The organism is uncultured Pseudomonas sp., from assembly GCF_913774235.1.
In the GTDB taxonomy this organism is placed as follows: Bacteria; Pseudomonadota; Gammaproteobacteria; order Pseudomonadales; family Pseudomonadaceae; genus Chryseomonas.
On the sequence record NZ_CAJYDW010000013.1, the window covers coordinates 116349 to 138004 of the forward strand.

The following is a 21656-nucleotide window of genomic DNA, read 5'->3' on the forward strand; positions in this document are numbered from 1 at the left end:
GGTCTGAGACTGGCCCTTAGCCATCGAGTTCAGCGCGCCTGGCACCGAAAAAGGTGATGCCGTTCGAAAACTGTCATATCTCCTTAAAGCGGGCCTATGGCGGTGCATTCGTGCTGCTGCAGGTGTTTTTCCAGCAGGGCCACCTGCGGCTTCTCGGCGCCGTTCTTCGGCTCGATGGCCAACGGGTAGTCGCCCCAGCCGGGGCCGGCGGCCCAGTAGCTGCTGGGAATGCACTGCTCGCCCAGGTAGGTCAGCAGATTGTCCATGGCTTCCAGCCACTGCGGGTGTGCAGGTATCCCATATTCGCCAAGGTAGCCGCGCAAATTGTGCGCCTTCAGCCATTCGACGAAGGGCCGCACGCGCTCCACGCCGATCATGGCGTGCGCGCCTCGCAGGCCAGTGGCGTAGTTGCCGCTGGAGTCTTCGTCGAAATAGATATGGGCCTCGTAGATCAGGTTGTCCGCCGGATCCTTGATCAACAGGTTGCCGTTGACCTGGGGCCAGCGATGGGCCGCGGCCCAGCCGTCGCCCTCGACGAAGATCGGTGTCTGCCGGTCCACGGTGCGGATGCTGTCCACCGCCGTCTGCGCGGCCTGGGGCCAGAGTCCCTGGGTGTCGTGGGGCTCGTTCATGATGTCGTAGCCGTACAGCGCCGGATGCTTCTGGAAGGTGGTCGCCAGGCGTTTCCAGACATCGGCGTAGCTGGCGTAGGGAACCTGCGGCGAGCCGATCAGCTGGCCGCGATAGCGGGCGTAGTTGTGCAGGTCCAGGATCACCCGCATCTGGTACTTCTGGGCGAAGTCCAGGGTGCGGGTGAGCAGGGCGATCTGGTCCTGGTCCAACTCGCCGCCGAGTTGCGGCTGTACCCGCTCCCAGAGGAAGGGGAAGCGGATGAAGCGAATGCCCTTGGCCGCGTAGCGCCGGAAGTAGTCCTCGGTGGGATAGAAGTAGTTGGTCCCTTCCACCCCTGGCAGCACCTGGCCGCCGAAGCCGGCTGCCGACATATTGATACCGATGAGATCCACCCGGGGGGGCTTCTGCTCTGCCTGAGCCTTTCCATAAAGCGCCGCGGAAAGTAATGCGGTGGCCAGCAGGCCACAACCGATACGACGTTTCACTCGTGACACGGACAGCACCTCTACCATTCAAGGGCTCTGTTGATAAACCGGGGTCTGCACCAGGGGCGCGGTGCGGCGGGCGAAGAATTCCAGCGCCAGATAGTCCACGGTGACGCGGATCGTCCAGGCGATGGCCGCACCCATGATGGAGAAATGCTGGATGCAGATCACTAGCAGGCCGAGGTAGGGCAGCAGCTCGGCCAGGTGGATCATCGCCGTGGTCCGCGAATGCCCGCGGGCCTGGATCTTGGCGAAGGGAATCTGCGCCAGGGCGTTGAAGATGAAGCCGACCACCAGGATGCGCAGGATCTGCGCGGCATCGCCACCGTATTCCGGGCCCATCCACACGGTCATGATCCAGGGCGCCAGGATCAGGATCGGCAGCACCATCGCCAGGCTGATCAGCAACAGGCCCCAGAAGGCCTTGTTGGCCTGGCGCGCCGCATCGGCGCCGCTCTTGCTCAGCAGCGGGAACACCACTCGCGCTACCGCGTTGGGGATGATCAGCATCCGCGAGACCGCCTCGGCCGGCGCGGTATAGAAGGACACGCGCTGGGCACCGACCATGTGCGACAGCACGAAACGGTCGAAATAGACCATCAGCGGGCTGATGATGTTGCTCACCGTCATCCAGCTGCCGAAGCGGAGCAGCTCCTTGAACACCGCGACCTTGAAGGTACGGATGCCCTCGGGGAAGTCCTTGTACAGCGGCCAATAGGCCAACGCCATGGATACGACCCGCGCCAGCACCAGGCCGATCACCGTGGCGGAAAAGCTCGGCTCGATCAGCACGGCGATCAGTGGCGCGATGGCCAGCAGGCTGTTGGAGAAGGTACGCAGGATGTTGAATTCGCCGAAACGCTCGTTGCCTTCCAGATAGGCGAACCAGACCGTCGCCAGCAGGAAGGGTGGCACGCACAGGCTCAGCCAGCGGAAGCCGGCCACGGCGTTGTCGAAATGTTCGGGCGAGACGTGCAGCAGACTCACCACCTTGCCCGCACCGAACCAGAGCAGCAGGGTGGCCAGCACGCTGAGGCCGATCACTGCGCCGGTGGCGGTGCCCATGACCAGACGGTTGAGCGCCTTGTCACCATGGTGCATGGCCACGGCGCGGATCACCGCGCGCGACAGGCCGGCATCGAACAGCGTGGCATAGCCGACGATGGCGAAGGCCAGGGTAAAGAGGCCGAACTGCTCGACGCCGAGCAGCCGCGACAGCACGCCCATGGTGGGCAGCGCGATGGCACTGGGAATGACGACACCCAGGATGTTCCAGGTGCTGTTTTTGATCATCGACATCGTGGTGGTGAAGACTCCTGAGGGCGCTCCGGCACGCGTCACTTGACGCGTGCCGGAGCGCGCGAGGGATCAGGCCGGGCGAGCCAGAGAGCTGCTCGGACGCGGATAGGGACTGCTGACGTAGGTCTCCTGGACCGGAGCGGAGCTGTAGTGGTGCAGCGAGCGCATGGCCTGGATCACCAGCAGGTAGCAGATGGTGGCCTGGAGGTACTCGAAGAAACCGGCCAGCGGCCAGATCACCAGTTGCGCCAGGGTGGCGGTCACCACGAAACCGGTATCGCGGTGCAGCATCTTCGCCCAGCGATAGTAGAGGAACAGCGACACCGGAATGATGATGAAGGCCAGGAAGCCGAAGCGGAACAGCGTACCGAACACACCCACGTCGGAAAGGAAGAAGTACTCGCCGAAGTAGGGGATGAAGCCGTTGTTCCACATCAGCGACAGCGAGCCGCTGGGCAGCCAGTGGTTCTGGCTCAGGTGCGAGAAGATGTAGCCGATGGTCTGCTCACGCACGCCGTCGGTGGGGCCGTCCTGCACCGACTGGGCATAGAAGTCCAGATTCAGACCCAGCACCTTCATCAGGTCCGGGAAGATGAAGAAGGGCGACAGCAGCAGCGCGGATACGCAGATCCAGACGATCGACTTGCTCTTCAGGCAGAACACGGTGAACACCAGCGCCAGCACGATCAACTGGCGGGTCTGGGTGGCGAACACCAGCGTCAGCAGGAACACCATGGCCAGCACGATGTGGACGGTCTTGCTGCGCGCCGAGCCGTCGATGGGCGAGATGCCCTTGTTCCAGGTCTGGATGCAGTAGAAATAGGCCAGACACAGCGCCGGCGCACCGATGGAGGAACGATCCGGGCGGTCGAAGGAGGACTGCTTGTCGCGCAGATCCGGCAGGACGCCGAACTTGAACATCCAGGCCAGGGTCGCCGCTACCAGGGCGGTGATGAGCAGGGCCTTCTCGAACTGGGAGGCGCTCATGTTGCGGCCGAGGAACATCAGGGTGGCGAAACCGAAGGCGAACAGAATGCGGCGCTCTTCGATCAGGCCGTAGAAGATCGGCTGGCCATAGAAGAGGAAGGAGAAGATCGCCGGCAGCCCGATGAACACCACCGACGAGTAGACGGCGTAGGTCATCAGGATCTTGAATTCGCGCTGCTGGGTACCGATGCTGGTCAGCAGGTAGAAGAAGGTGAAGGCCATGCAGATGGCCAGATACAACTCGTTCAGATAGAGGATGCCGACCGGGTTGTGCGGGCTTTCGCCGAACACGTCCAGATGCAGGATCAGCAACGGGATCAAGAGAACGAAGGAAACGGTACTTTTACTAAGAATGCTCATGGCTCTACCCATCCAGACGGGACCACCGGACGAGGCGTCCGGTGGTCATCTTCCTTGCTTGGCGTGCTGCAGGGCAGCACCTCAGGTACGTCTACTGCTGCGTTCCTTGAGATAGATGGGCAGGATGCTCAGGGCGTCGTGGACGTAACGCTTGGCCAGTCGCTTGGGCTCCGAGCACATCCGGTGCAGCCACTCCAGCTTCGCCTTCTGCATCCACTGGGGGGCCCGCTTGACGGTGCCCACGGCGAACAGGATGGATGCCCCGATGCACAGGCCCACGCCGGTGCGCTGGCTGCTGTCGATCTGCCGCGCCAGCTTCTCCTGCCGCGGCGCACCCACGGCGTAGAGGATGAACTCCGAGGGATTCTGCATCACGAAGTCGACGCATTTCTGCGTCTCCACCGGATCGTTGATGAAGCCCATCGGCGGATTGTAGTGCGCCAGCTGCATGTGCGGGTACATCCGCCGCAGCTTGCCCACGTCGGTTTCGCTGGCGCCGATCAGCACCACCGACAGCCGTTGGTCGTTGGCCTTGCGCAGGATGCTCAGGGTCAGGTCGCTACCGGTGATGACCTCGGGTACCGCGACGCCCAGCGATCTGAGGATGGGCAGCAGGATGCGGCTGTCGCAGATGCGCTTGCCGGCACGCCGGTAGGACTCACGCATGTCCGCGTTGCTCTGCAACTGCACGACATGGTCGATGTTCGGCGTGACGATGTAGCTGTACGGCCGGTGGATGTCCTGGTCGATGGCGTTGAGCAGGTCTTCCTTGGTCCCGGTGAAAAAATCGATCCCGAAGGCTTGGGTGCGTAGGTCAGACATGCATCGTCGCTCCCTTGAAGGCGCCCTTGACACCGGACCAGGCCAGTTTCGGATTCTTGAATTCCTTGAGCACGGTGATGCCCGACAGCAGCACGGCGGAAACCAGTGCGTAGGGGGTGCCGTGGAATTTCCGATTGAAGCGGGTCGCGGCGCGATTGCGGAAGTAGTGATAGAAGGCGCTGCGTCCGCCCGAGCTCATGGAACCATAGTGATAGAGCTGGCTCTCCCGTAGCACCTTGAGGGCGACGCCCTTGCGCTTGGCCTGGTACTGCCAGTCCACCTCTTCGGAGTACATGAAGTAGGCTTCGTCCATGAAGCCGATCTCGGTGAGCAGGCTGGCACAGAACGCCATGCTGCAGCCCATGATGTAGTCGGGCTCGCGTTCCAACTTGGCGATGTCGGCCACGTCGATGTCCTTGCCGAGCAGCTTGGACTTGCCCAGCAGCGGATAGAGGATGCCGCCGCCATAGCATTCCAGGCGCCCGGTCTGGGAGCTGAGGATCACCGAGCCGACGATGGTCTTGGGCGCCCGCTCCAGCTCCGCCAACAGCGGGGCGAAGGCATCGTTCTTGACGTAGGCATCGTTGTTGACGACCCAGAAATGCTTGACCGGGAGGTTGTCCAGCGCCCAACGCATGCCGTAGTTGTTGCCACCGGCATAGCCATCGTTGCGCGGGCTGGCGAGGACGGTGACCTGGCTCAGACCGTTGTCGGCTTGCCAGCGCTGCAGGACATCGATGGAGCCATCCTGGGAGTCGTTGTCCACCACGACCGCGTGGTCGATGGATGGACACTGCTTGAGGATGCTCTCCACGCAACTGATGGTTTCGTTGGGTGCCTTGTAGTTGAGCACCATGACTACGTTCATTGGCGTGTTCCTATTCTTCAGAATCATCAATCCGGTACAGCGTCGAGATGCAAGGCTGCCAAGCGTGGCCGGGTCCCAGGTAGAACCCTTCGAAGTCGCTGTGTGAGGTAGTTTCTTGTCGTTCGATACGCGTGCACGAATACAGCCGCGATCCCTGAAGGGATGGACTGGACGGCGCTGACACCGTCCAGCCGGGTGGTTCCTCAGCTCTTACCCTGCTCGTAGGAGTAGTGGTAGTTGCCGTAGGAGCCGTAGTTGCTGGCCTTGCGCTCCACGGCGTTGAAGATCACGCCTTTGAGCGGAATGCCGTTGAGGTCGAAGCGGCGCTTGGTCGCTTCCAGCTCCTTGACACTGTTCACGCCGAAGCGGGCGACGATCAGGCTGGTACCGGCGTGGCTGCCGATGATGCCGGCCTCGGTCACCGCCAGGATCGGCGGGGTATCAATGATCACGATGTCGTACAGCTCGCTGAACTTCTTCAGCACGGTGGTGAATCTCAGGCTCATCAGCAGTTCCGACGGATTCGGCGGGAACTGGCCGCAGGAGACGAAATCCAGGCTGCCGACTTCGGTCTTCTTGATGGCGTCGTTCAGCGCGATGCGACCGCTGAGCAGATCGGACAGGCCGTCCTGCTGCTTGGTGTTCATCAGCTTGTGCAGATAGCCCTTGCGCATGTCACCGTCGATCAGCAGTACGCGCTGGCCGGATTCGGCGATCACCGCGGCGAGGTTCGAGGACACGAAGGACTTGCCGACGCCCGGGCTCGGACCGGAGATCATCAGGATGTTGTTCTTCGCCTCGATCATCGCGAAGTGCAGGCTGGTACGCAGGCTGCGCAGCGCCTCGGTGCTCAGGTCGGTGGGGTGGGTGATGGCAGTCAGCGAGGATTGGCCCGGCTGCTTGGTACCCAGCACCTTGGTGGTGTCCGCCTGGTTCTTGCTGTAGGGGATCGAGGCGTAGACCGGCAGGCCGATCTGTTCGATGGCTTCCGGGGTCTCGACACCGCGACGCAGGGTGTGGCGGGTATAGACGATGGCCAGGCCGACGATGCCGCCGAGGATGATGGCGACGGCGATGATCAGCGGCTTGTTCGGTGCGGACGGATCGTCGACGTTGGCGTTGGCGTTGTCGATGATGCGGACGCTACCCACGGTACCGGCGCGGATGACTTCCAGCTCCTGGGCCTTGTTCAGCATCAGCGCATAGGTCTGGCCGGTCACTTCGATGTCGCGGTTCAGGCGCAGCAGTTCCTGTTGGGTTTCCGGCAGCACTTCGACGCGCTTCTGCAGCTTGGCGCGCTCGGCCTGCAGCTGGCCCAGCTGGCTCATCAGCGCCTGGTAGGCCGGGTGCTGACGGGTGAACTTGCGGTCCATCTCGGTGCGCTTGAGGTTCAGCTCGGAGATCTGGTTGTCCAGAGCCACGGTCTGTTCCAGGACGCCCTTGGTCTCGCTGTCGATGTCCACCGACTTCTTGTTGGTCTGGTAGTAGTTCAGCGCGGACTGGGCTTTCTCCAGGTCAGCCTTGACCACCGGGATCTGGGCGCGGAGGAATTCCAGGCTCTGGGTGGACTCGGCGGCGTTGCGGTCGATGTTCTGCTGAACGTAGATGTCCGCCACTTCCTGCACGATGGCCTGGGCCTTCAGCGGATCGGGGTCCTGCAGACCGACACCGATGATGCCCGACATCTTGCCGCGCTCACCGGCGACGATGCGGCCCTGGTACTCCTGAATGGTCTTGGAGAAGCGCTTCTTCATGATGGTGAATTCGGTGCCCGGGCGAGCCTGCAGCGTGGTCACCTTGATCTGGTAACCGGCATTGCTCACCGGCTGGCCGAGGCCACCGTGCAGCACCACTTCGTCATCGGCGTTGAAGACGGTGAAGTTCTGGTTGTCCTCGACCTTCAGCTTCATCGGCTTGTCGAGGTTGCTGTCAGGCACTTCCAACTGGTCGATGACCAGTTTCTCGCCGCCCCAGGCGAAGCTGTTCAGGCCCAGCAGGGGCGAGGCGACGTCGGTGTCGTTCTGCGGTTCGAAACGACGGGCGACGAAGTTGCCGATGAGGGGGAAATAGCGCGGCTTGACCTCGATATCCAGCTTGAGGTTCTCGATGGCCTTGCCGATCACCGAGCGCGACTTCAGCAGCTCGATCTCGGTCACGGCTTCGGGCATGGGCGGCGGCATGCCGGAGGTCTGGTCGGTCAGGCGGGTCACGCCCTTCTTTTCCATTTCGATCTGGATCATGGCGTTGGACGAGTACATCGGCGTGGCCAGCACGGCATAGCCGATACCCAGGGCCGCGAAGATGCCGATTACCGACAGCAGTTGCCATTTGTAATCGATGAGCATGCCGAAGAGTGCGGAGAAGTTGATGTCCGACTCGTTCTTAAGTTCGGGAGTAAAGCGAGGCATCGTGGTCATGAAATTCCTTCTTCCCTATTTGATGTATGGAAGCCAACTGTTTACACAGCGCGTCAAAAGTATGTGTACATTCTGGAACATCTCTTTAGAAAGGCGATAAGGGTCTGGTACTTCTTGATTGCTCAACCATTTCCCGATCAGAAAAACCTTACCCCTAACTTCCGGGGCAATACTTTCGACGGAGCGTGAGTGAAACTCTTCCATGGTCAAAATCAAATCCGCCTTGCGCAGCATCTCTGCGTCCGCCTGGCGGGCTTGGTGGGTCGTGAATTCGATACCGTTCTCTCGCAGTACCTCCTGTGCAGTCTTCTCGATGCCGTGGCCGACCAGCGCGCGGATACCGGCGGAGCCGACTTCCACGTCACGGCCTTCCAAGGCCTTGGCCAGTAGCGCTTCTGCGACCGGGCTGCGGCATATGTTCCCTTCGCATACAACCAATATCGACTTGATCATTCTTCGAAACCTTTCCTGTCGTCCGGACAACAGGTCGTGGCGGCAGATATTCAAGCAAAGCCTGTCCCTCAGGCTTTGCTTCCTGCCGATGTCATTAAAGTCAGGAGTCCAGGCTCCAGATCGTCGTCCTGAGGGGCGGGTCGATTAAACCCGGCCGATCTCAGTATGCGTTCTTATTGATGAAGCCTTTGAACAGGGTGAGGAAGATGATCTTGACGTCCCACCAGAAGGACCAGTGGTGGATATAGTCCAGATCGAACTCGACCCGCTTCTGCATCTTGTCCAGGGTGTCGGTTTCGCCGCGCCAGCCATTGACCTGAGCCCAACCGGTGATGCCGGGCTTCATCTTGTGGCGGAGCATGTAGCCCTGCACCAGCTTGCGGTACTGCTCGTTGTGAGCGACGGCGTGGGGGCGGGGACCGACGATGGACATTTCGCCGCGGAGTACATTAATGAATTGAGGCAATTCATCCAGAGAAGTGCGTCGTAAAAATGCACCGAAGGGGGTGATGCGCGAGTCGTTCTTGGTCGCCTGCGTGACCTTGGCCCCGTTTTCCATGACCTTCATGCTGCGGAATTTCCATACCTCGATCGGCTTGCCGTCCATGCCGTAGCGCTTCTGCTTGAAGAAGACCGGGCCAGGCGAGGTGATCTTGATGCCGATGGCGATGGCCAGCATGGGCAGGGAGATCATGGCCAGGATGATGGAGGACAGCACGATGTCCTCGATGCGCTTGACGATATGGCTGGCGCCATCCATCGGGGTATCGAAGATGCTGATGCTGGGCAGGCCATCGAGGCTTTCGCTGCGGGCGTGCAGCAGGTGGAACATGAAGATGTCCGGGATGATGTAGACCGAGGCAGTGGTGTCGCTCAGCTCCTGCACCAGCCAGTTGATCTTGCTCTGGTCGGCCATGCCCAGGGTGATATAGACCTTGTCCACTTGGCCGGAGCGCACGTCCTGCATCAGGCGCTCGAGGTCGCCATTCAGGGTGGGGCTGGCCACGCCTTCTTCGCCGGTGTCCTGGCTATCGCTGTAGAAGCCGGCGATGCGCAGGCCCATCCAGGGCGCGGTGCTGATGGTGTGCGCCAGGCGCTGGGCGACCATGCCGTTGCCGGCGATGGCCACGTTACGGGTATTGATGCCGGCCTTGCGCAGCGAGTGCATGACCGAGCGCAACAGGATGCGGTAACCGCACAGCGTACCCAGGGTCAGGCCGAGCCAGATCTGCATCACGCCGGGCGAGAGATAGGACTGGTCGAAGAAGAAGTAGTCGACCATGAACACGGTGGCGAAGGTCAGCACCCAATAGGTGGCGATCTTGAGCAGTTCGTCGGTGATTCGTTCGCCGCGCCAGGAACCGTAGACGTGGTTCAGCTCGGTGACGAAGTGGAAGATCAACAAGGACAGGAAGATGACGACCCAGTGCTCGGGGCGCATGCCGGTCGCCGACGCCCAGGTGCCGGCCACGTAGGCGCTCAAGGTGATCACGGCGAGATCGAGCAGGCGGTGCGCGAGCGAGATTGCCGAGGAGTTCGTATGCAAAATGCCGCGTTCTTTCAAATTCATGGTTCCATCCTTGTGCGTGTACCGATGCACGAACTTTCAACTGGGCGAGCAGCTACCAGCGTCTGAATGTTCACTATGGCGCTCTGGGATCGGCGGCGGACTGCCGATCGCTAAGGGCCATGATGGCTGTAGCGACGTTAGGACTCGGCACTGATTAAGAGGTTCACACGGTAGAAAGACGCGCAGACGCTGTCGAGCTGGCCCAAATCGGGGCAATTAGCACGCCATGCGGACGAAGGAGGGGAGGCTAGAGCTGAGAAGGGCGGAGTGCGTCACAGTCCGAGCGGGCGGGCGGCACACTTCCACGGCATCTGCGCCGGATGAGTGGCAGGTCGGGACGACTTAGCGCGCGCGAACGTTCCGTCGGCGCTGCAGACGGGATGCGGGATTTGTGCAGTGCATCACTAAACGATGAGACAGCCCAGCGCGCTGAGGCGGTTACAGGCCAGTCCCTGGCCTAGGCATCGACTCAGTGACGATGATGGGACTGGAAGTTGAAACGGGGATCGACGTAGAGGGTGGAGAGCTTGGAGTGCCAGGCCGAATTTCTCGAATTGTCCGGTGAGAACAGCAAGAAAGACCAGCTGACGAGGAGGGACGCGACCGCAAGCCAGGGCAGCTGGGCTTGGGCGAAGGCGAGGCAACCGGCGACGCCGGTCCAAACGGGCAGGTAGTAGCGCATTTTTGTTATTCCTGCTGTTTTGCGAGATTGCAACCTAACTATTGTGCAGACTTTGTGAGAAGTCCATCACCAAAAGGTATTTTTTTCCTTTCGTCGCCCAAAATCCGACAAACGTGCAGGGTAGAGCGGCTGTGGCACTAATTCGGGGCAGGCTTTTCCGCCGTCAGCAGCAGATTTCGCGGTGTCAGGCTGGACGGGCAGAAGGTCCCCAGCTGCACCCGATAACCCCGCTCCTGCAGGAACAGCGCCTGGTCCAGTACCAGCCAGAGTTCCAGCGGACGGCGGAACAGGCCCCTTACCAGTTCGAGGTTACGAACTTCCGCGAGGCGTTGGAAGCCTCGGCGCTCCCACAGCGGCCAGTCGATCCCCGACGGGAGTGTCACGCCCTTGCGGCGGGCCAGTTCCGTACCGAAGGCGGCGAAGGGTTGGCGCAGCCAGTGGCTGGGTAGCGGTGGGGTATTGAGGTAGACATCGTGTCCGCTGAGTTCGCGCTGCAGCAGGTCGAAGCCCAGTCGCCGGGCCATCGACAGATCGCGGTCGCGACGTACGCGCTGGCCACCGGTGACGGTCTCGCACAGGGCCAGGCGCAGGTCTTCCCGCTCCAGGCGCAGTGCAGTACCGGCGGCGGCCTTCGACAGCGGCCGGTAGATCGGCTCGGCGATGCGGTCGTAGCAGCAGGGCGCCAGGGCGAGTTGCTGGCAGCCATTCGCCACCGTCACCCGCAGCAGTTGGGTGTGCAGGTCGCCGCAGGCATGCAGAGCGACTGGCGTGTCCTGGCCACCAAGGGTGGCGGCGGCTATGGGCTGGAGCACGTCGACTTGCCGATGCTGCACCGGTAGCCCGGCGCGCCGGCTGAGCTGCTCGCCTACCTCTACCAGCGCCGCATCCCACTCCAGGCACAGGGCCGGCCGCTCCGCGCTGGCCAACTGCCGGGCCAGGTGGCCCTTGCCCGCGCACCAGTCGACCCAGCGCTGCACGGGGCGGGTGAAGGCCAGCTTGCGCCCGAAGGCATCGATCTGCTGCCACTTGCGCCCCGGGATATCGACATCCTGGCGCCGGGGCGGGTGGTCCTGAGGGACGTCCGGGCATTCGCCGATCTGGCTCAGGTCTGCGGAACGGCGCGCCAGGGTCGCGAAGGGCTCCGGCCCGGCGAGGGTATGGGGGGCGTTGTGGACGGCCTCGGCAGCCGTGAGGCTGCGGGCGCGCAGCCAGGCGGCCAGCGCCGGGTGATCCGCTTCCCAGGGTAGCTGCAGCGCCACGAAGGGGCGTGGGCGCCAGAGGTCCTGGTATTCGGTGAGGAAGGCATCCAGGGCGTGGAAACGGGTGGCGAAGGCGGTGGCGTGCATGTTGGGGCAGGCGGTGACGGCTGATGCGGCGGTCCGCTATTGTCTCTGCCCTGGCGCGTCACGGATATCGAATTTTCCGTCGGCGCTGGGCTCCTGGTGCCGATCTTTTGCCTGACCGGGGGTCCGCTGGATGAATCGATTTATCTGAAAGCCAGACTTCTGATCGTGTGACCACTACTTGCCGCGCTAACATTGGCCATCCGGTTCAGTCCTGAAGGAAATTGTCATGAAGCCAACCTCACCGCATAAGCTGCGCTTAGCGTTCAGAGCCTTGCTTAAATCGGAAAGCTGCTATCACACGGCTTCGGTATTCGATCCCATGTCGGCGCGCATCGCCAACGATCTCGGCTTCGAGATGGGCATCCTGGGCGGCTCGGTGGCTTCCCTGCAGGTGCTCGCGGCACCGGACTTCGCGCTGATCACCCTGAGCGAGTTCGTCGAGCAGGCCACCCGCATCGGGCGCGTCGCGCGCCTGCCGATCATCGCCGATGCCGACCATGGCTACGGCAACGCCCTCAATGTGATGCGTACCATCACCGAGTTGGAGCGTTCCGGGGTCGCGGCCCTGACCATCGAGGACACCGTGCTGCCCGCCGGTTATGGGCGCAAGTCCACCGATCTGGTGAGCGTCGAGGAAGGCATCGGCAAGATCAAGGGTGCCCTGGAGGCCCGCATCGACGAGGCCATGAGCATCTTCGCCCGGACCAATGCCACCGAGCTGAGCACCGAAGAGGTGATCGCCCGGACCAAGGCCTACGAGGCGGCCGGTGCGGACGGCATCTGCATGGTCGGCATCCGCGATTTCGACCATCTGGAAGAGATCACCCAGCACCTGAGCGTGCCGGTGATGCTGGTGACCTACGGCAATCCCCAACTGCGTGACAACGCGCGCCTGGCCAAGGCCGGGGTGCGGGTGGTGGTGAATGGGCATGCCGCCTACTTCGCGGCGATCAAGGCGACCTACGACTGCCTGCGCGAGCAGCGGCACATCACCGCGTCGGATCTGTCCGCCTCCGAGCTGTCCACCAAGTACTCGACGCTGCGGGAATATCGCGTCTGGGCGCAGGAATTCATGGACGTGAAGGAATAGCGCTCAGGCGGTATTCAACGAACTCGGCTGCATGCCCTTGCTGGGAAAGGGCGTGACGACAGTATCGAGATCGATATCGGTGGGCAGGTGCAGGGCCGCCACGCGGGCCTCGACGAAAGAGCGCATTTCCTGGCGGAAGCGCTTGATGGCGAAGCGTTCGGCGTTGTGTCTGCAAGCCTGCTGACTGATAGGGGTTTCCAGTGCCTCGAACTGGTGCACTGCCGCGCAAAGCGAGTGCAGGGTCTGTTCGGCATAGAACACCCCGGTGGGGTGTTGCGCATCCAGTCCCCGTACGGTTTCCAGGACGCCGCCACGGCCGAAGGCGATGACCGGCGTACCGCAGGCCTGGGCTTCGATGGGGGTGATGCCGAAGTCTTCCTCGGCAGCGAAGACGAAGGCCCGCGCCCGGCGCATGTGGTCGAGCAGGACCTCGAAATCCTGGTAGCCGAGCAGCGTGACGTTGGGGCCGGCGACTTCCCTGGCTTTCTCGAACTCCGGTCCGGCGCCGATCACCACCAGCTTCTTGTCGGGCATGGCGCTGAAGGCCTCGACGATCATCGGCATGCGCTTGTAGGGCACCATGCGCGAAGCGGTGAGATAGAAGTCTTCCTTGTCGCCGCTGGGGGTGAAGCGGCTGATGTCGACCGGGGGATAGATGACCTTGGCGTCGCGGCGATAGGCCTTGCTGATCCGCCGGGCGATGAAGTGGGAGTTGGCGACGAAGGCATCCACACCGGCGGCGGTGCGCTGATCCCAGATGCGTACGTAGTGCAGGATGATGCGTGCCAGTTTGCCCTTGAGACCGCGGTTGAGATTGGCCTCCTTGAGGTACTGGTGCTGGAGGTCCCAGGCGTAGCGAATCGGCGAATGGACGTAGCTGATGTGCAACTGGTCGGGGCCGGTGAGCACGCCCTTGGCCACCGCGTGGCTGCTGGAGATGATCAGGTCATAGCCCGACAGGTCGAGCTGCTCGATGGCGTGGGGCATGAGCGGCAGGTAGGTCTGGTAGCGCTTCCTGGCCTGGGGCAGCCGCTGGATGAAGGTGGTGGTCGCCTGCTTGCCCTTGAGCTGGGCGCGGTCTTCATCCGAAAGGAAGTCGATGACGCTGAACAGGTCGGCCTCCGGCCAGATATCCAGGAGTTCAGCGAGCACGCGTTCGGCGCCAGCGAAGGTTACCAACCAGTCGTGAACGATGGCGATTTTCATGTCGTCTTCCTTAATCGAGAAATGAAATCAGGTGCTGGGGCTGATTCAGGGCGTGCGGGGTGTTCGGGTCACGGCATACCCCCAGGGCAGCCGGGTGATTTCGATGCCGTCCTGCGTGCTGTCGAATTCAGGCAGGGGGATGGCTGGACAGGGCGTGGGCACGGATTTCGGTGGCGCCAGCGCGGCCTCGGTAGGCACGTTCCGGTCTTCCTTGGCTAGGGTGGTCTCTTCCATGAGGGGGCTGCTCGCTGGGTTCACTGATGCCGGTTGCACGCTCGAAGGTCTTGTCTCAGGCAGCCCTGGCCGCTGCGCTCGGCGCGCTGCCCAGGGCTGCGTCGAGCAGGTCGGAGACGCGACCGGCAGAGGTCCTCCAGCTGAAACGCTGGATGTTGGCCAGTCCCTTGGTCCTCAGAGACGCCCGCAGCTCCGGATCGAGCAGTACGGCCCACATCGCCGCGGTGATGCTGGAGACGTCGTGGGGATCGAAGTAGTGGGCACTGTCCTGCAGGACTTCCGGCAGGGAGGCGGTGTTGGCCGAGATCACCGGGCAGCCGCAGGCCTGGGCTTCCAGGGGCGGGATGCCGAAGCCTTCGTAGAGCGACGGAAAGACGAAGGCGGTGGCCTGGCGGTACTGGCGCGCCAGTTCGTCGTCGTCGATCCGGCCGAGTAGCTTCACTCGCGGGTCCCTGGCGGCCAGGGTGGTCAGGTCGGTCTGGCCGAAGACGGCATGGCCGTCGCCGACGATGCGCAGTTCGACGGCCAGGTCCCGCGGCAGTGCCGCGAAGGCTTCCAGCAGCCGGGTGAAGTTCTTGTGATAGCTGGGCGAAGAGACCGCCAGCAGATAGGGCGTGCCGGTGACTGGCGCCTGCTCGCCCAGGGTGAAGGCTTCGGCGACGGCGTTGGGTACCACGCTGATCGAATCCTCCGGATAGTGGTAGAAGCGGGAGATCTCCTGCTTGGAGAAGGCGCTGACGGTGATCAACGAACGCGCCCGCTTGAGCAGCAGGGGAATCAGGCAGCGGTAGGAGGTACGGAATTTCCAGGAATAGCTTTCCGGGAAGCGCACGTAGTTGATGTCATGATGGGTGACGATCTGGTTGGCGTAGCGCAACGGCGCGGTACTGCACAGCGAGAGCAGCAGCGGGTTGCCCTGGGCGCGCAGCCAGTTGGGCAGGTCCCATTGCTCCCAGCGCTGGCCCTGGCGGGTGCCGATGATTTCGATGTTCAGCCGCTTGGCCACGTCGGGGCGCACCACGCCGGGTGGCGCGACGAAGCGCAGGTCGGTCCTGAGCGCCGCCAGTTCCAGCGAGATGCATTCGGCGAAGCGTTGGACGCCGCGCAGGTCCTGGGTGATGAAGCGGGAGTTGACGATGATCATGATGCGGCCCCTGCCCTAAGCTGGGTGACTCAGTTGGAAAGCTGGGTGTGGGTGACGAGGGTCTGCCTGGGCCGGTCCTGTGGCGCCTGGCCCAGCACCCGTTCGAACAGGCGCTGGTAGTCGTCGAGCATGGGTTCCAGGCTGAGCAGCGGCGCCACTGCGCTACGGCTGAGCAAGCTCAGGCGCTGGCGCAGCTCGGCGTCGTCGTGGAGACGCTGCAGGGCGCGGCCCAGCGAATCGCGATCCTCGGGATTGCACAGCAGGCCGTTCACGCCATCGCGGACGATTTCCGGCAGGCCACCCATGCGCGTCGCGATGACCGGTTTCTGGAAGGCGCAGGCCTCGACGGCGACCATGCCGAAGGGCTCGGCCCACCGCGAGGGCGCGACGAAGACGTCGATCTCGCGGTAGAAGTCGGCGGGCTGCTGGTAGCCGACGAAGCGCACCTTCGCCGGGTCGGCGAGGGCCTTGAGCTGCGCCTCGTAGTCCAGCTGGCCCTTGCCGGCGATGGTCAGGGTGGCGTTGAGGGGCAAGCGCTGGAACTGCTCGATCAGCCAGCCGACGCCCTTGTTTTCCGCCAGGGTGCCCATGTAGCCGAAGCGGACCAGCTCGCCCTGGCGCGGGGTCGGCACGGTGGCGGTACTGCCGGCGATGAGGCTGCCGTTGTGGATGACCTCGCTCGGCACGTCGCGGAAGTAGCCCTTGCCGACCATGGTATCCAGCAGATAGCGACTGACCCCGACCACGGCGTCCACCTGGGCCGACAACTCGGCATGGGGACGGCGCAGGGCGGAGCAACTGCCGCACAGTTGCTGGCAGCTCTTGCCCTGCTTGAACAGGGTGTTCTTCGGGCACAGCAGGTACATGTCGTGCAGCACCTGAACGACGGGCGTACCGCTGGCGCGGATCTCGTCCCAGGCGGCCACCGACCAGCCGGACAGGTTGTGGCTCACCACCAGGTCCGGCTTTTCCTGCGCCAGCACCTGGCGCAGGGGGGCACGCATGGCCGCGTTGTAGCGGTCGCGGAAGTGCCAGCCGAAGCGTGCCAGCGACCCGGGGCGTTGCTGGGTCAGGGGCCAGTAGAAGTTCTGCAGGCCGGCGCGATGGACCCGCACGCCGTTGACCTGCTCCTGCCGGAGCCCAGGCTCCGGGCCGGTGACCAGCACCGCCACCTCGTGGCCGCGCTGCTGGAAGCCTTCCACGCTGCGCTGCAGGATGAGCTCCGCACCGCCCCCGACATGGGGCGGATAGAAGCTGTTCAGGAAGAGCAGTTTCATAGCGGGTAGCTGCGGTTGATGCCCAGCACGCCGGTCTCGCCGTCCGCGACGGCTCGGCGGATCAGGGCCAGGCGCTGACGGCTCTGGTCATCGCGGGCGAACAGCTTGAGCAGGGTGTGGAAGACGTAGCGGTTGAGGCGATACATCGGTCGCGAGCTGGCCCAGACGTTCTTGTCGAACCAGGCCTGGTTGCGGGCGGCGTAGTAGGCGCGGAAGTCCGAGCCGGCCTTGAGGTAGTTCTGGTAGACGTTGCTGGTGTTTTCCTTGATGTTCCAGGAATGCTCCAGCTCTTCCAGTTCCGCCCCGGTGACCATGAACAGCTTTCCGCCGCCCTGGGTGATGCGGTAGGTGTACTCGGTGTCGTCGGAATAGAGCACCAGCTCGCGCAGCGGCAGGCCGATGCGCTCATAGAGGCTGCGATGGGCGAGCATGCCGCCATAGGGCGCGAAGGGCAGCTCCACCAGGGCCGCCGGCGCGCCGCCACGGGGACGACCCCAGGGCGTGCGGCGCCAGATCTTGTAGGGGATGCGCGCCACGTGGAAGCCGAAGTAGCTCGAACGCGGCTGGGTGATCATCTTGGTGGGAATGCACTGGGCGATGTCGGCCTGCTGGGTCGGTCGGTAGCCGAGTACGGCGACCTTGTCTTGGCCGTATTGACGGCCGAGCTGGTCGAGTTGCCGATGCAGGATGTCCAGGGCGTCGCCCAGGGGCGCATTGTCGTCGTCCATCATCCAGATGTGGCTGGTGTCGCTGGCCAGGGCAGCGTCCAGGGCCTCGGCGTAGCCGTTGGCGGAGCCGGTGTTCTCGCTCAGGGCGATGACCTTGACCTGGCCGGGCCAGCGGGCTTCGAGGCCGTCCAGGGGTACGGTCGCCGCGTTGCTGACGACGATGACCTGGTGGACGGAGCGCTCGGCCAGGGTGCGGGTGATGAGCTGCTCCAGGTAGCGGAGGCGATTGCCGTAGGTGACGGTGACGACCGTGGTCTTGGGTTGCATGGAAGATTCCTCCAAAGGGTCCGTGGAGCCTGGTCAGGCGCGCAGCCGTTGGCCGGCCGCAGCCGGCGCCGAGAGTTGCTCGAGGGCCACACTGACCCGTTGTTCGCGCTGCAGGATGCGCAGCAGGATGATCGCCCGCTCGTCGCCATCGGGACTAAGGAAGACGGCGTCCATTTCCAGCGCCGGGCTGTAGTGCACCCGTACCAGGGCGCCCGGCTGGTGCGCCGGTTGCGGACTCGCCGGGGCGGCGAGGCGCTGGCGGATGGCCTCGATGATGGTTTCGCTTACCGCGGTCGGCTGGCTGCCGAAGCTGACGATCCGGTTGACCCCACGGGTCGAGCGGATCGGGTACCAGTTGTCGTTGACGTCATCGAGCTGGATGAACAGATAGCCCGGAAACAGCGACTCGCTGGCGGCTGCCCGGCTCCTGGCCAGCGCCGGTCGCGGCCGTTGCGGCCGGAAGCAGACGAAACCCTGGCGCAGCAGATTCTCTTCGGCGCGGCTTTCCTGATTGGGCTTGGTTTGCACCAGGTACCAGTGGCTGGCGGTCATGGCTGAGTTCCTTCTCTGGAGGGCGGGCGATCAGGTACGGGGGCCGTATTCGTAATAGCCGTAGGCGCCATCGTCCTCGATGGCCGTGGAGGCCTTGCGCTGCATGCCGTTGAGAATGGCACCCTTGATGCTGATGCCGTTCTGGGCGAAGCGGCGCCGGGCGTTCTCCACCGCCTTGAGGGTGCTCTGGCCGAAGCGGGTGACCAGCAGGGTGGTGCCGGCCAGCCGGCCGACCAGAGCGGCGTCGGTCACCGCCAGGATCGGCGGGGTGTCGACGATGACCAGGTCGTAGAGGCTGCCCACCTCGTCCAGCAGCCGGGAGAAGTTGGCGTGCATCAGCAACTCCGACGGATTCGGCGCGGCCTGGCCGCAGCCGATGACGTCCAGTTGGGCGACGCCGCTCGGCACGATGGCCTCGCGCAGCTTGCTGCGGCCGGTCAGCAGCTCGGACAGACCCGCCTGGGGATTCAGGCCGAAGATGCGGTGCAGATAGCCCTTGCGCATGTCGGCGTCGATCAGCAGCACGCGCTGGCCCGATTGGGCGACCACCACGGCCAGGTTGCTGGAGACGAAGGACTTGCCCACGCCCGGGGTCGGGCTGGAGATCATGATCACCCGGTTCTTGGCTTCCAGCATGGCGAAGTGCAGGCTGGATCTGAGGCTGCGCAGGGATTCCACCGCCAGGTTGGCCGGTTGCACCACGCTCAGCAGGGTGGGCTCGCCGGTGCGGCCCTTCTTCTTCAGGCGCCGGTTCAGCCGCTCCTGGTCCTTGGTGAAGGGCAGGGTGGAATAGACCGGCAGGCCGATCTGCTCGACGGTGTCTGGACTCTCGATGCCCTTCTGGAAGGCCTGGCGGACGAAGACCACGATCACCGAGGTGACCAGGCCCAGCAGCAGCGCCAGGGCCAGGGCGATCTTGCGGTTGGTCGCCGGCTCGTCGAGGTTGACGTCGGCGTTGTCGACCAGGCGTACGTTACCGATGGTGCCGGCGCGGATGATGTCCTGCTCCTGGGCCTGATTGAGCAGCAACTGGTAGGTCTGGTTGGTGACCTTCATGTCGCGGTTCAGGCGCAGCAGTTCCTGCTGGGTGCTGGGCAGGGCTTCCACCTTGCGCTGCAGGCTGCGTTTCTCCACTTCCAGCTGGTCGAGCTGGTTCAGCAGCGTCTTGTAGGTCGGGTGATCGCGGGTGTAGAGGCGATCGTATTCGGCCTGCTTGAGCCGGAGCTGGGAGATGGAGGTGTCCAGGGCGACGATCTTGTCCAGGACGGCCTTGGTCTCCAGGCTGATGTCCACGGAGCGGCTGTTGGTCTGGTAGTTGTTGAGGGCCGCCTCGGCGCTCTCCAGGTCCTTGCGCACCCCCGGCAGTTGGCTGCGCAGGAAGTCCAGGCGCTGCGCCGCTTCCGCCGAGCTGCGCTCGACGTTCTGCAGCACGTACAGGCGGCTGATCTCGGCCAGCACGCCCTTGGCCAGATCCGGATTCTCGTCGGCCAGGGACAGATAGATGATCCCCGACTCCTTGCCGGCCTCGCTGGTTTTGATGCGATTCTGGTAGAGCTGCGCGGTGGTGATGACGCGATTGCGGGTCACCTTGAATTCGGTGCCTGGGCGCGCGGTCAGGGTCTTGACCTGCATGCGGTAGCCATTGCCGGCCGCCAGCTGGCCGACCTGGCCTTCCAGCACCGGTTGCTGGTCCTTGTTCAGCAGGCGATAGCGACCATTGCTGCCGGCCACCAGGGTCAGGTGCTCGCCGTACATCTCGTCCGGGACGTCGAACTGGAAGACGTCGATCTTCTCGCCACCCCAGGCGAAGCGGCGCAGTTGTGGCCAGCTATCGGCCAGTTGGCCCGGGTGGTCGGCGTCGTAGGTGCGCCATAGGTAGTGGCCGATCAGGGGGAAGAAGCGCGGCTTGGCCTCGATGTCCAGGCGCAGGTTCTCCACGGTCTTGGCCAGCACCGCGCGCGATTTCAGCAGTTCGATCTCGGCTACCGCCGGCGAAGCCGAATTCGGCCGCACCACGGTTTCTGCCACCGCCGTGAGGGCGTTCTTCTTCGGCTCGATCTGGATCATCGCCCCGGCGACGTACTGCGGGGTGGAGAGCACGGCATAGGCGATGCCCAGGGCGAGGAAGCCCCCGGTGATGCCCGCGATCAGCTTCTTGTGATCGAGCAGCGTGAGCGCCATCGTCTTGAGGTCCAGGTGTTGCTCGTCTTGTTGCTCGAACGAAGATCGCTGCATGGCGGTCATGGGGGTCCTTCCTAATTGGCTGGATACGTCGCAGCAGGGAAACTGCCAGGAGTGGTTCAGTAGGTGATGCGTTTGGGCGCGAAGCGCCGGCCGAGGTTGAGCACGATGTTGCATACCGCGCGCGCCAGCGCCCTGAGCTTCTGCTTGGGCGGAATCGACGACAGCGACAGGTTGAGCACCTGGCGCAGGAAGAAGACGTGCAGGTCGCGCTCGCCCAGTCGGTAGTAGTAGTTGGCGAGGCAGTACTGGGTGTGCAGGTCCATTTGCAGGCGCTTCTGGCTGGCGCGCATGGAGAAGATCCCGCCTTCGTGTACCCGGTAGGCGGCGGGACGGATCTCGGCCAGGAACTTGCCCTTGCCGTGGGCGCCGAGCAGCGACCACCAGACGATGTCCATGAGCGCGGCGGTCTCCAGTTCCGGCGGCAGGCCACGCAGCACGTTGCGGAAGCAGGCGGTCAGGGTGGACAGCGGCAGGGCCTGTTTCAGCTCGGTCTGGCTGCGGTCGTAGTGATCGCGACCGTCGAAGCGCTGGGGATTGACGATGCCCTGGCTGTTGAAGGCATAGGAGGCGTGGAAGGTCAGGGCGTAGTCGCGGTTGCGCTCGAGGAAGTCCACCTGCAGCTGCAGCTTGCGCGGGTCGGTCCAGTAGTCGTCACCCTCGCAATAGGCGATGTAGTCGCCGCGGGCCTGCTGGAACACCGGCATGCCATAGGGCTTGCCCTGGGCATACTGATTTTCCTGCTGCAGGATCAGGCGGATCAGCCGGGGATAGCGCTGCGCGTAGGCCTGGAGAATGTCCCGGGTGCCATCGGTGGAGGCGTCGTCGTTGATGAGGATCTCGAAGGGGAAGTCGGTTTCCTGCATCAGGAAGCCGTCGATGGCCTGGCCGATGAAGTCGCGGTGATTGAAGGTCAGGCAGACGATGCTGACCAGCGGGCGGCTGTATTGCGCCGGCCAGAGACTCATGATCGCTGCTTCGGTCCGAACGTCCAT

The 21656-nt window shown here is 63.6% G+C and carries 19 protein-coding genes; 1 reads left to right on the forward strand and 18 read right to left on the reverse strand.

Annotated features, from left to right (window positions below):
* Positions 1–83 precede the first annotated feature (83 nt).
* The 10 genes from QZ471_RS14445 to QZ471_RS14490 form a co-directional block, all read right to left on the reverse strand.
* Positions 84–1118, reverse strand: a complete 1035-nt coding sequence (locus QZ471_RS14445; protein ID WP_295464910.1) for a glycoside hydrolase family 5 protein — start codon at positions 1116–1118, stop codon at positions 84–86.
* A 27-nt stretch (positions 1119–1145) separates the two neighbouring features.
* Entirely contained in the window at positions 1146–2417 is a 1272-nt protein-coding gene (locus QZ471_RS14450) for a flippase (protein WP_295464912.1), read from the reverse strand.
* Between the two features lie 69 nt (positions 2418–2486).
* Positions 2487–3764: a hypothetical protein gene (locus tag QZ471_RS14455; protein WP_295464914.1), complete on the reverse strand. Its 1278-nt coding sequence runs from the start codon at positions 3762–3764 to the stop codon at positions 2487–2489.
* Positions 3765–3845: 81 nt separating this feature from the next.
* Entirely contained in the window at positions 3846–4586 is a 741-nt protein-coding gene (locus QZ471_RS14460; RefSeq protein ID WP_295464916.1) for a WecB/TagA/CpsF family glycosyltransferase, read from the reverse strand.
* Positions 4579–5454, reverse strand: a complete 876-nt coding sequence (locus tag QZ471_RS14465; RefSeq protein ID WP_295464919.1) for a glycosyltransferase family 2 protein — start codon at positions 5452–5454, stop codon at positions 4579–4581. Before QZ471_RS14465 ends, QZ471_RS14460 begins: the two co-directional genes overlap by 8 nt.
* Positions 5455–5657: 203 nt before the next feature.
* Positions 5658–7871, reverse strand: a complete 2214-nt coding sequence (locus tag QZ471_RS14470) for a polysaccharide biosynthesis tyrosine autokinase (protein WP_295464921.1) — start codon at positions 7869–7871, stop codon at positions 5658–5660.
* A gap of 15 nt (positions 7872–7886) precedes the next feature.
* The gene (locus QZ471_RS14475) at positions 7887–8324 is read right to left on the reverse strand and encodes a low molecular weight protein-tyrosine-phosphatase (RefSeq protein WP_059230464.1); all 438 of its coding nucleotides are present in this window, start codon (positions 8322–8324) and stop codon (positions 7887–7889) included.
* Positions 8325–8484: 160 nt separating this feature from the next.
* Complete coding sequence (locus QZ471_RS14480; RefSeq protein ID WP_295464923.1) at positions 8485–9894, reverse strand: undecaprenyl-phosphate glucose phosphotransferase; 1410 nt, start codon at positions 9892–9894, stop codon at positions 8485–8487.
* 469 nt (positions 9895–10363) lie between these two features.
* Positions 10364–10576, reverse strand: a complete 213-nt coding sequence (locus QZ471_RS14485; RefSeq protein ID WP_295464925.1) for a hypothetical protein — start codon at positions 10574–10576, stop codon at positions 10364–10366.
* 137 nt (positions 10577–10713) lie between these two features.
* Positions 10714–11922, reverse strand: a complete 1209-nt coding sequence (locus QZ471_RS14490; protein ID WP_295464927.1) for a methyltransferase — start codon at positions 11920–11922, stop codon at positions 10714–10716.
* A 226-nt stretch (positions 11923–12148) separates the two neighbouring features.
* Here QZ471_RS14490 and QZ471_RS14495 point away from each other — a divergent pair, with 226 nt between their 5' ends.
* Entirely contained in the window at positions 12149–13012 is an 864-nt protein-coding gene (locus QZ471_RS14495) for an oxaloacetate decarboxylase (RefSeq protein WP_295464929.1), read from the forward strand.
* A 3-nt stretch (positions 13013–13015) separates the two neighbouring features.
* Here QZ471_RS14495 and QZ471_RS14500 read toward each other — a convergent pair whose 3' ends face one another.
* The 8 genes from QZ471_RS14500 to QZ471_RS14535 are packed head-to-tail and all read right to left on the reverse strand — an operon-like array spanning position 13016 to position 21656.
* Positions 13016–14218: a glycosyltransferase family 4 protein gene (locus tag QZ471_RS14500; protein WP_295464930.1), complete on the reverse strand. Its 1203-nt coding sequence runs from the start codon at positions 14216–14218 to the stop codon at positions 13016–13018.
* A gap of 45 nt (positions 14219–14263) precedes the next feature.
* Complete coding sequence (locus QZ471_RS14505; RefSeq protein WP_295464933.1) at positions 14264–14452, reverse strand: hypothetical protein; 189 nt, start codon at positions 14450–14452, stop codon at positions 14264–14266.
* Between the two features lie 55 nt (positions 14453–14507).
* The gene (locus QZ471_RS14510) at positions 14508–15596 is read right to left on the reverse strand and encodes a glycosyltransferase family 1 protein (RefSeq protein ID WP_295464935.1); all 1089 of its coding nucleotides are present in this window, start codon (positions 15594–15596) and stop codon (positions 14508–14510) included.
* Between the two features lie 29 nt (positions 15597–15625).
* Positions 15626–16873, reverse strand: coding sequence for a glycosyltransferase family 4 protein (locus QZ471_RS14515; RefSeq protein ID WP_295464937.1), 1248 nt, complete (start codon positions 16871–16873; stop codon positions 15626–15628).
* Entirely contained in the window at positions 16870–17868 is a 999-nt protein-coding gene (locus tag QZ471_RS14520) for a glycosyltransferase (protein ID WP_295464939.1), read from the reverse strand. Before QZ471_RS14520 ends, QZ471_RS14515 begins: the two co-directional genes overlap by 4 nt.
* A 33-nt stretch (positions 17869–17901) precedes the next feature.
* Complete coding sequence (rfaH, locus tag QZ471_RS14525) at positions 17902–18420, reverse strand: transcription/translation regulatory transformer protein RfaH (RefSeq protein ID WP_295464941.1); 519 nt, start codon at positions 18418–18420, stop codon at positions 17902–17904.
* A gap of 30 nt (positions 18421–18450) precedes the next feature.
* Positions 18451–20664 (reverse strand): polysaccharide biosynthesis tyrosine autokinase, encoded by a 2214-nt coding sequence (locus QZ471_RS14530; RefSeq protein WP_295464943.1) that lies wholly within the window; start codon positions 20662–20664, stop codon positions 18451–18453.
* Between the two features lie 56 nt (positions 20665–20720).
* Positions 20721–21656: a glycosyltransferase gene (locus QZ471_RS14535; RefSeq protein ID WP_295464944.1), complete on the reverse strand. Its 936-nt coding sequence runs from the start codon at positions 21654–21656 to the stop codon at positions 20721–20723.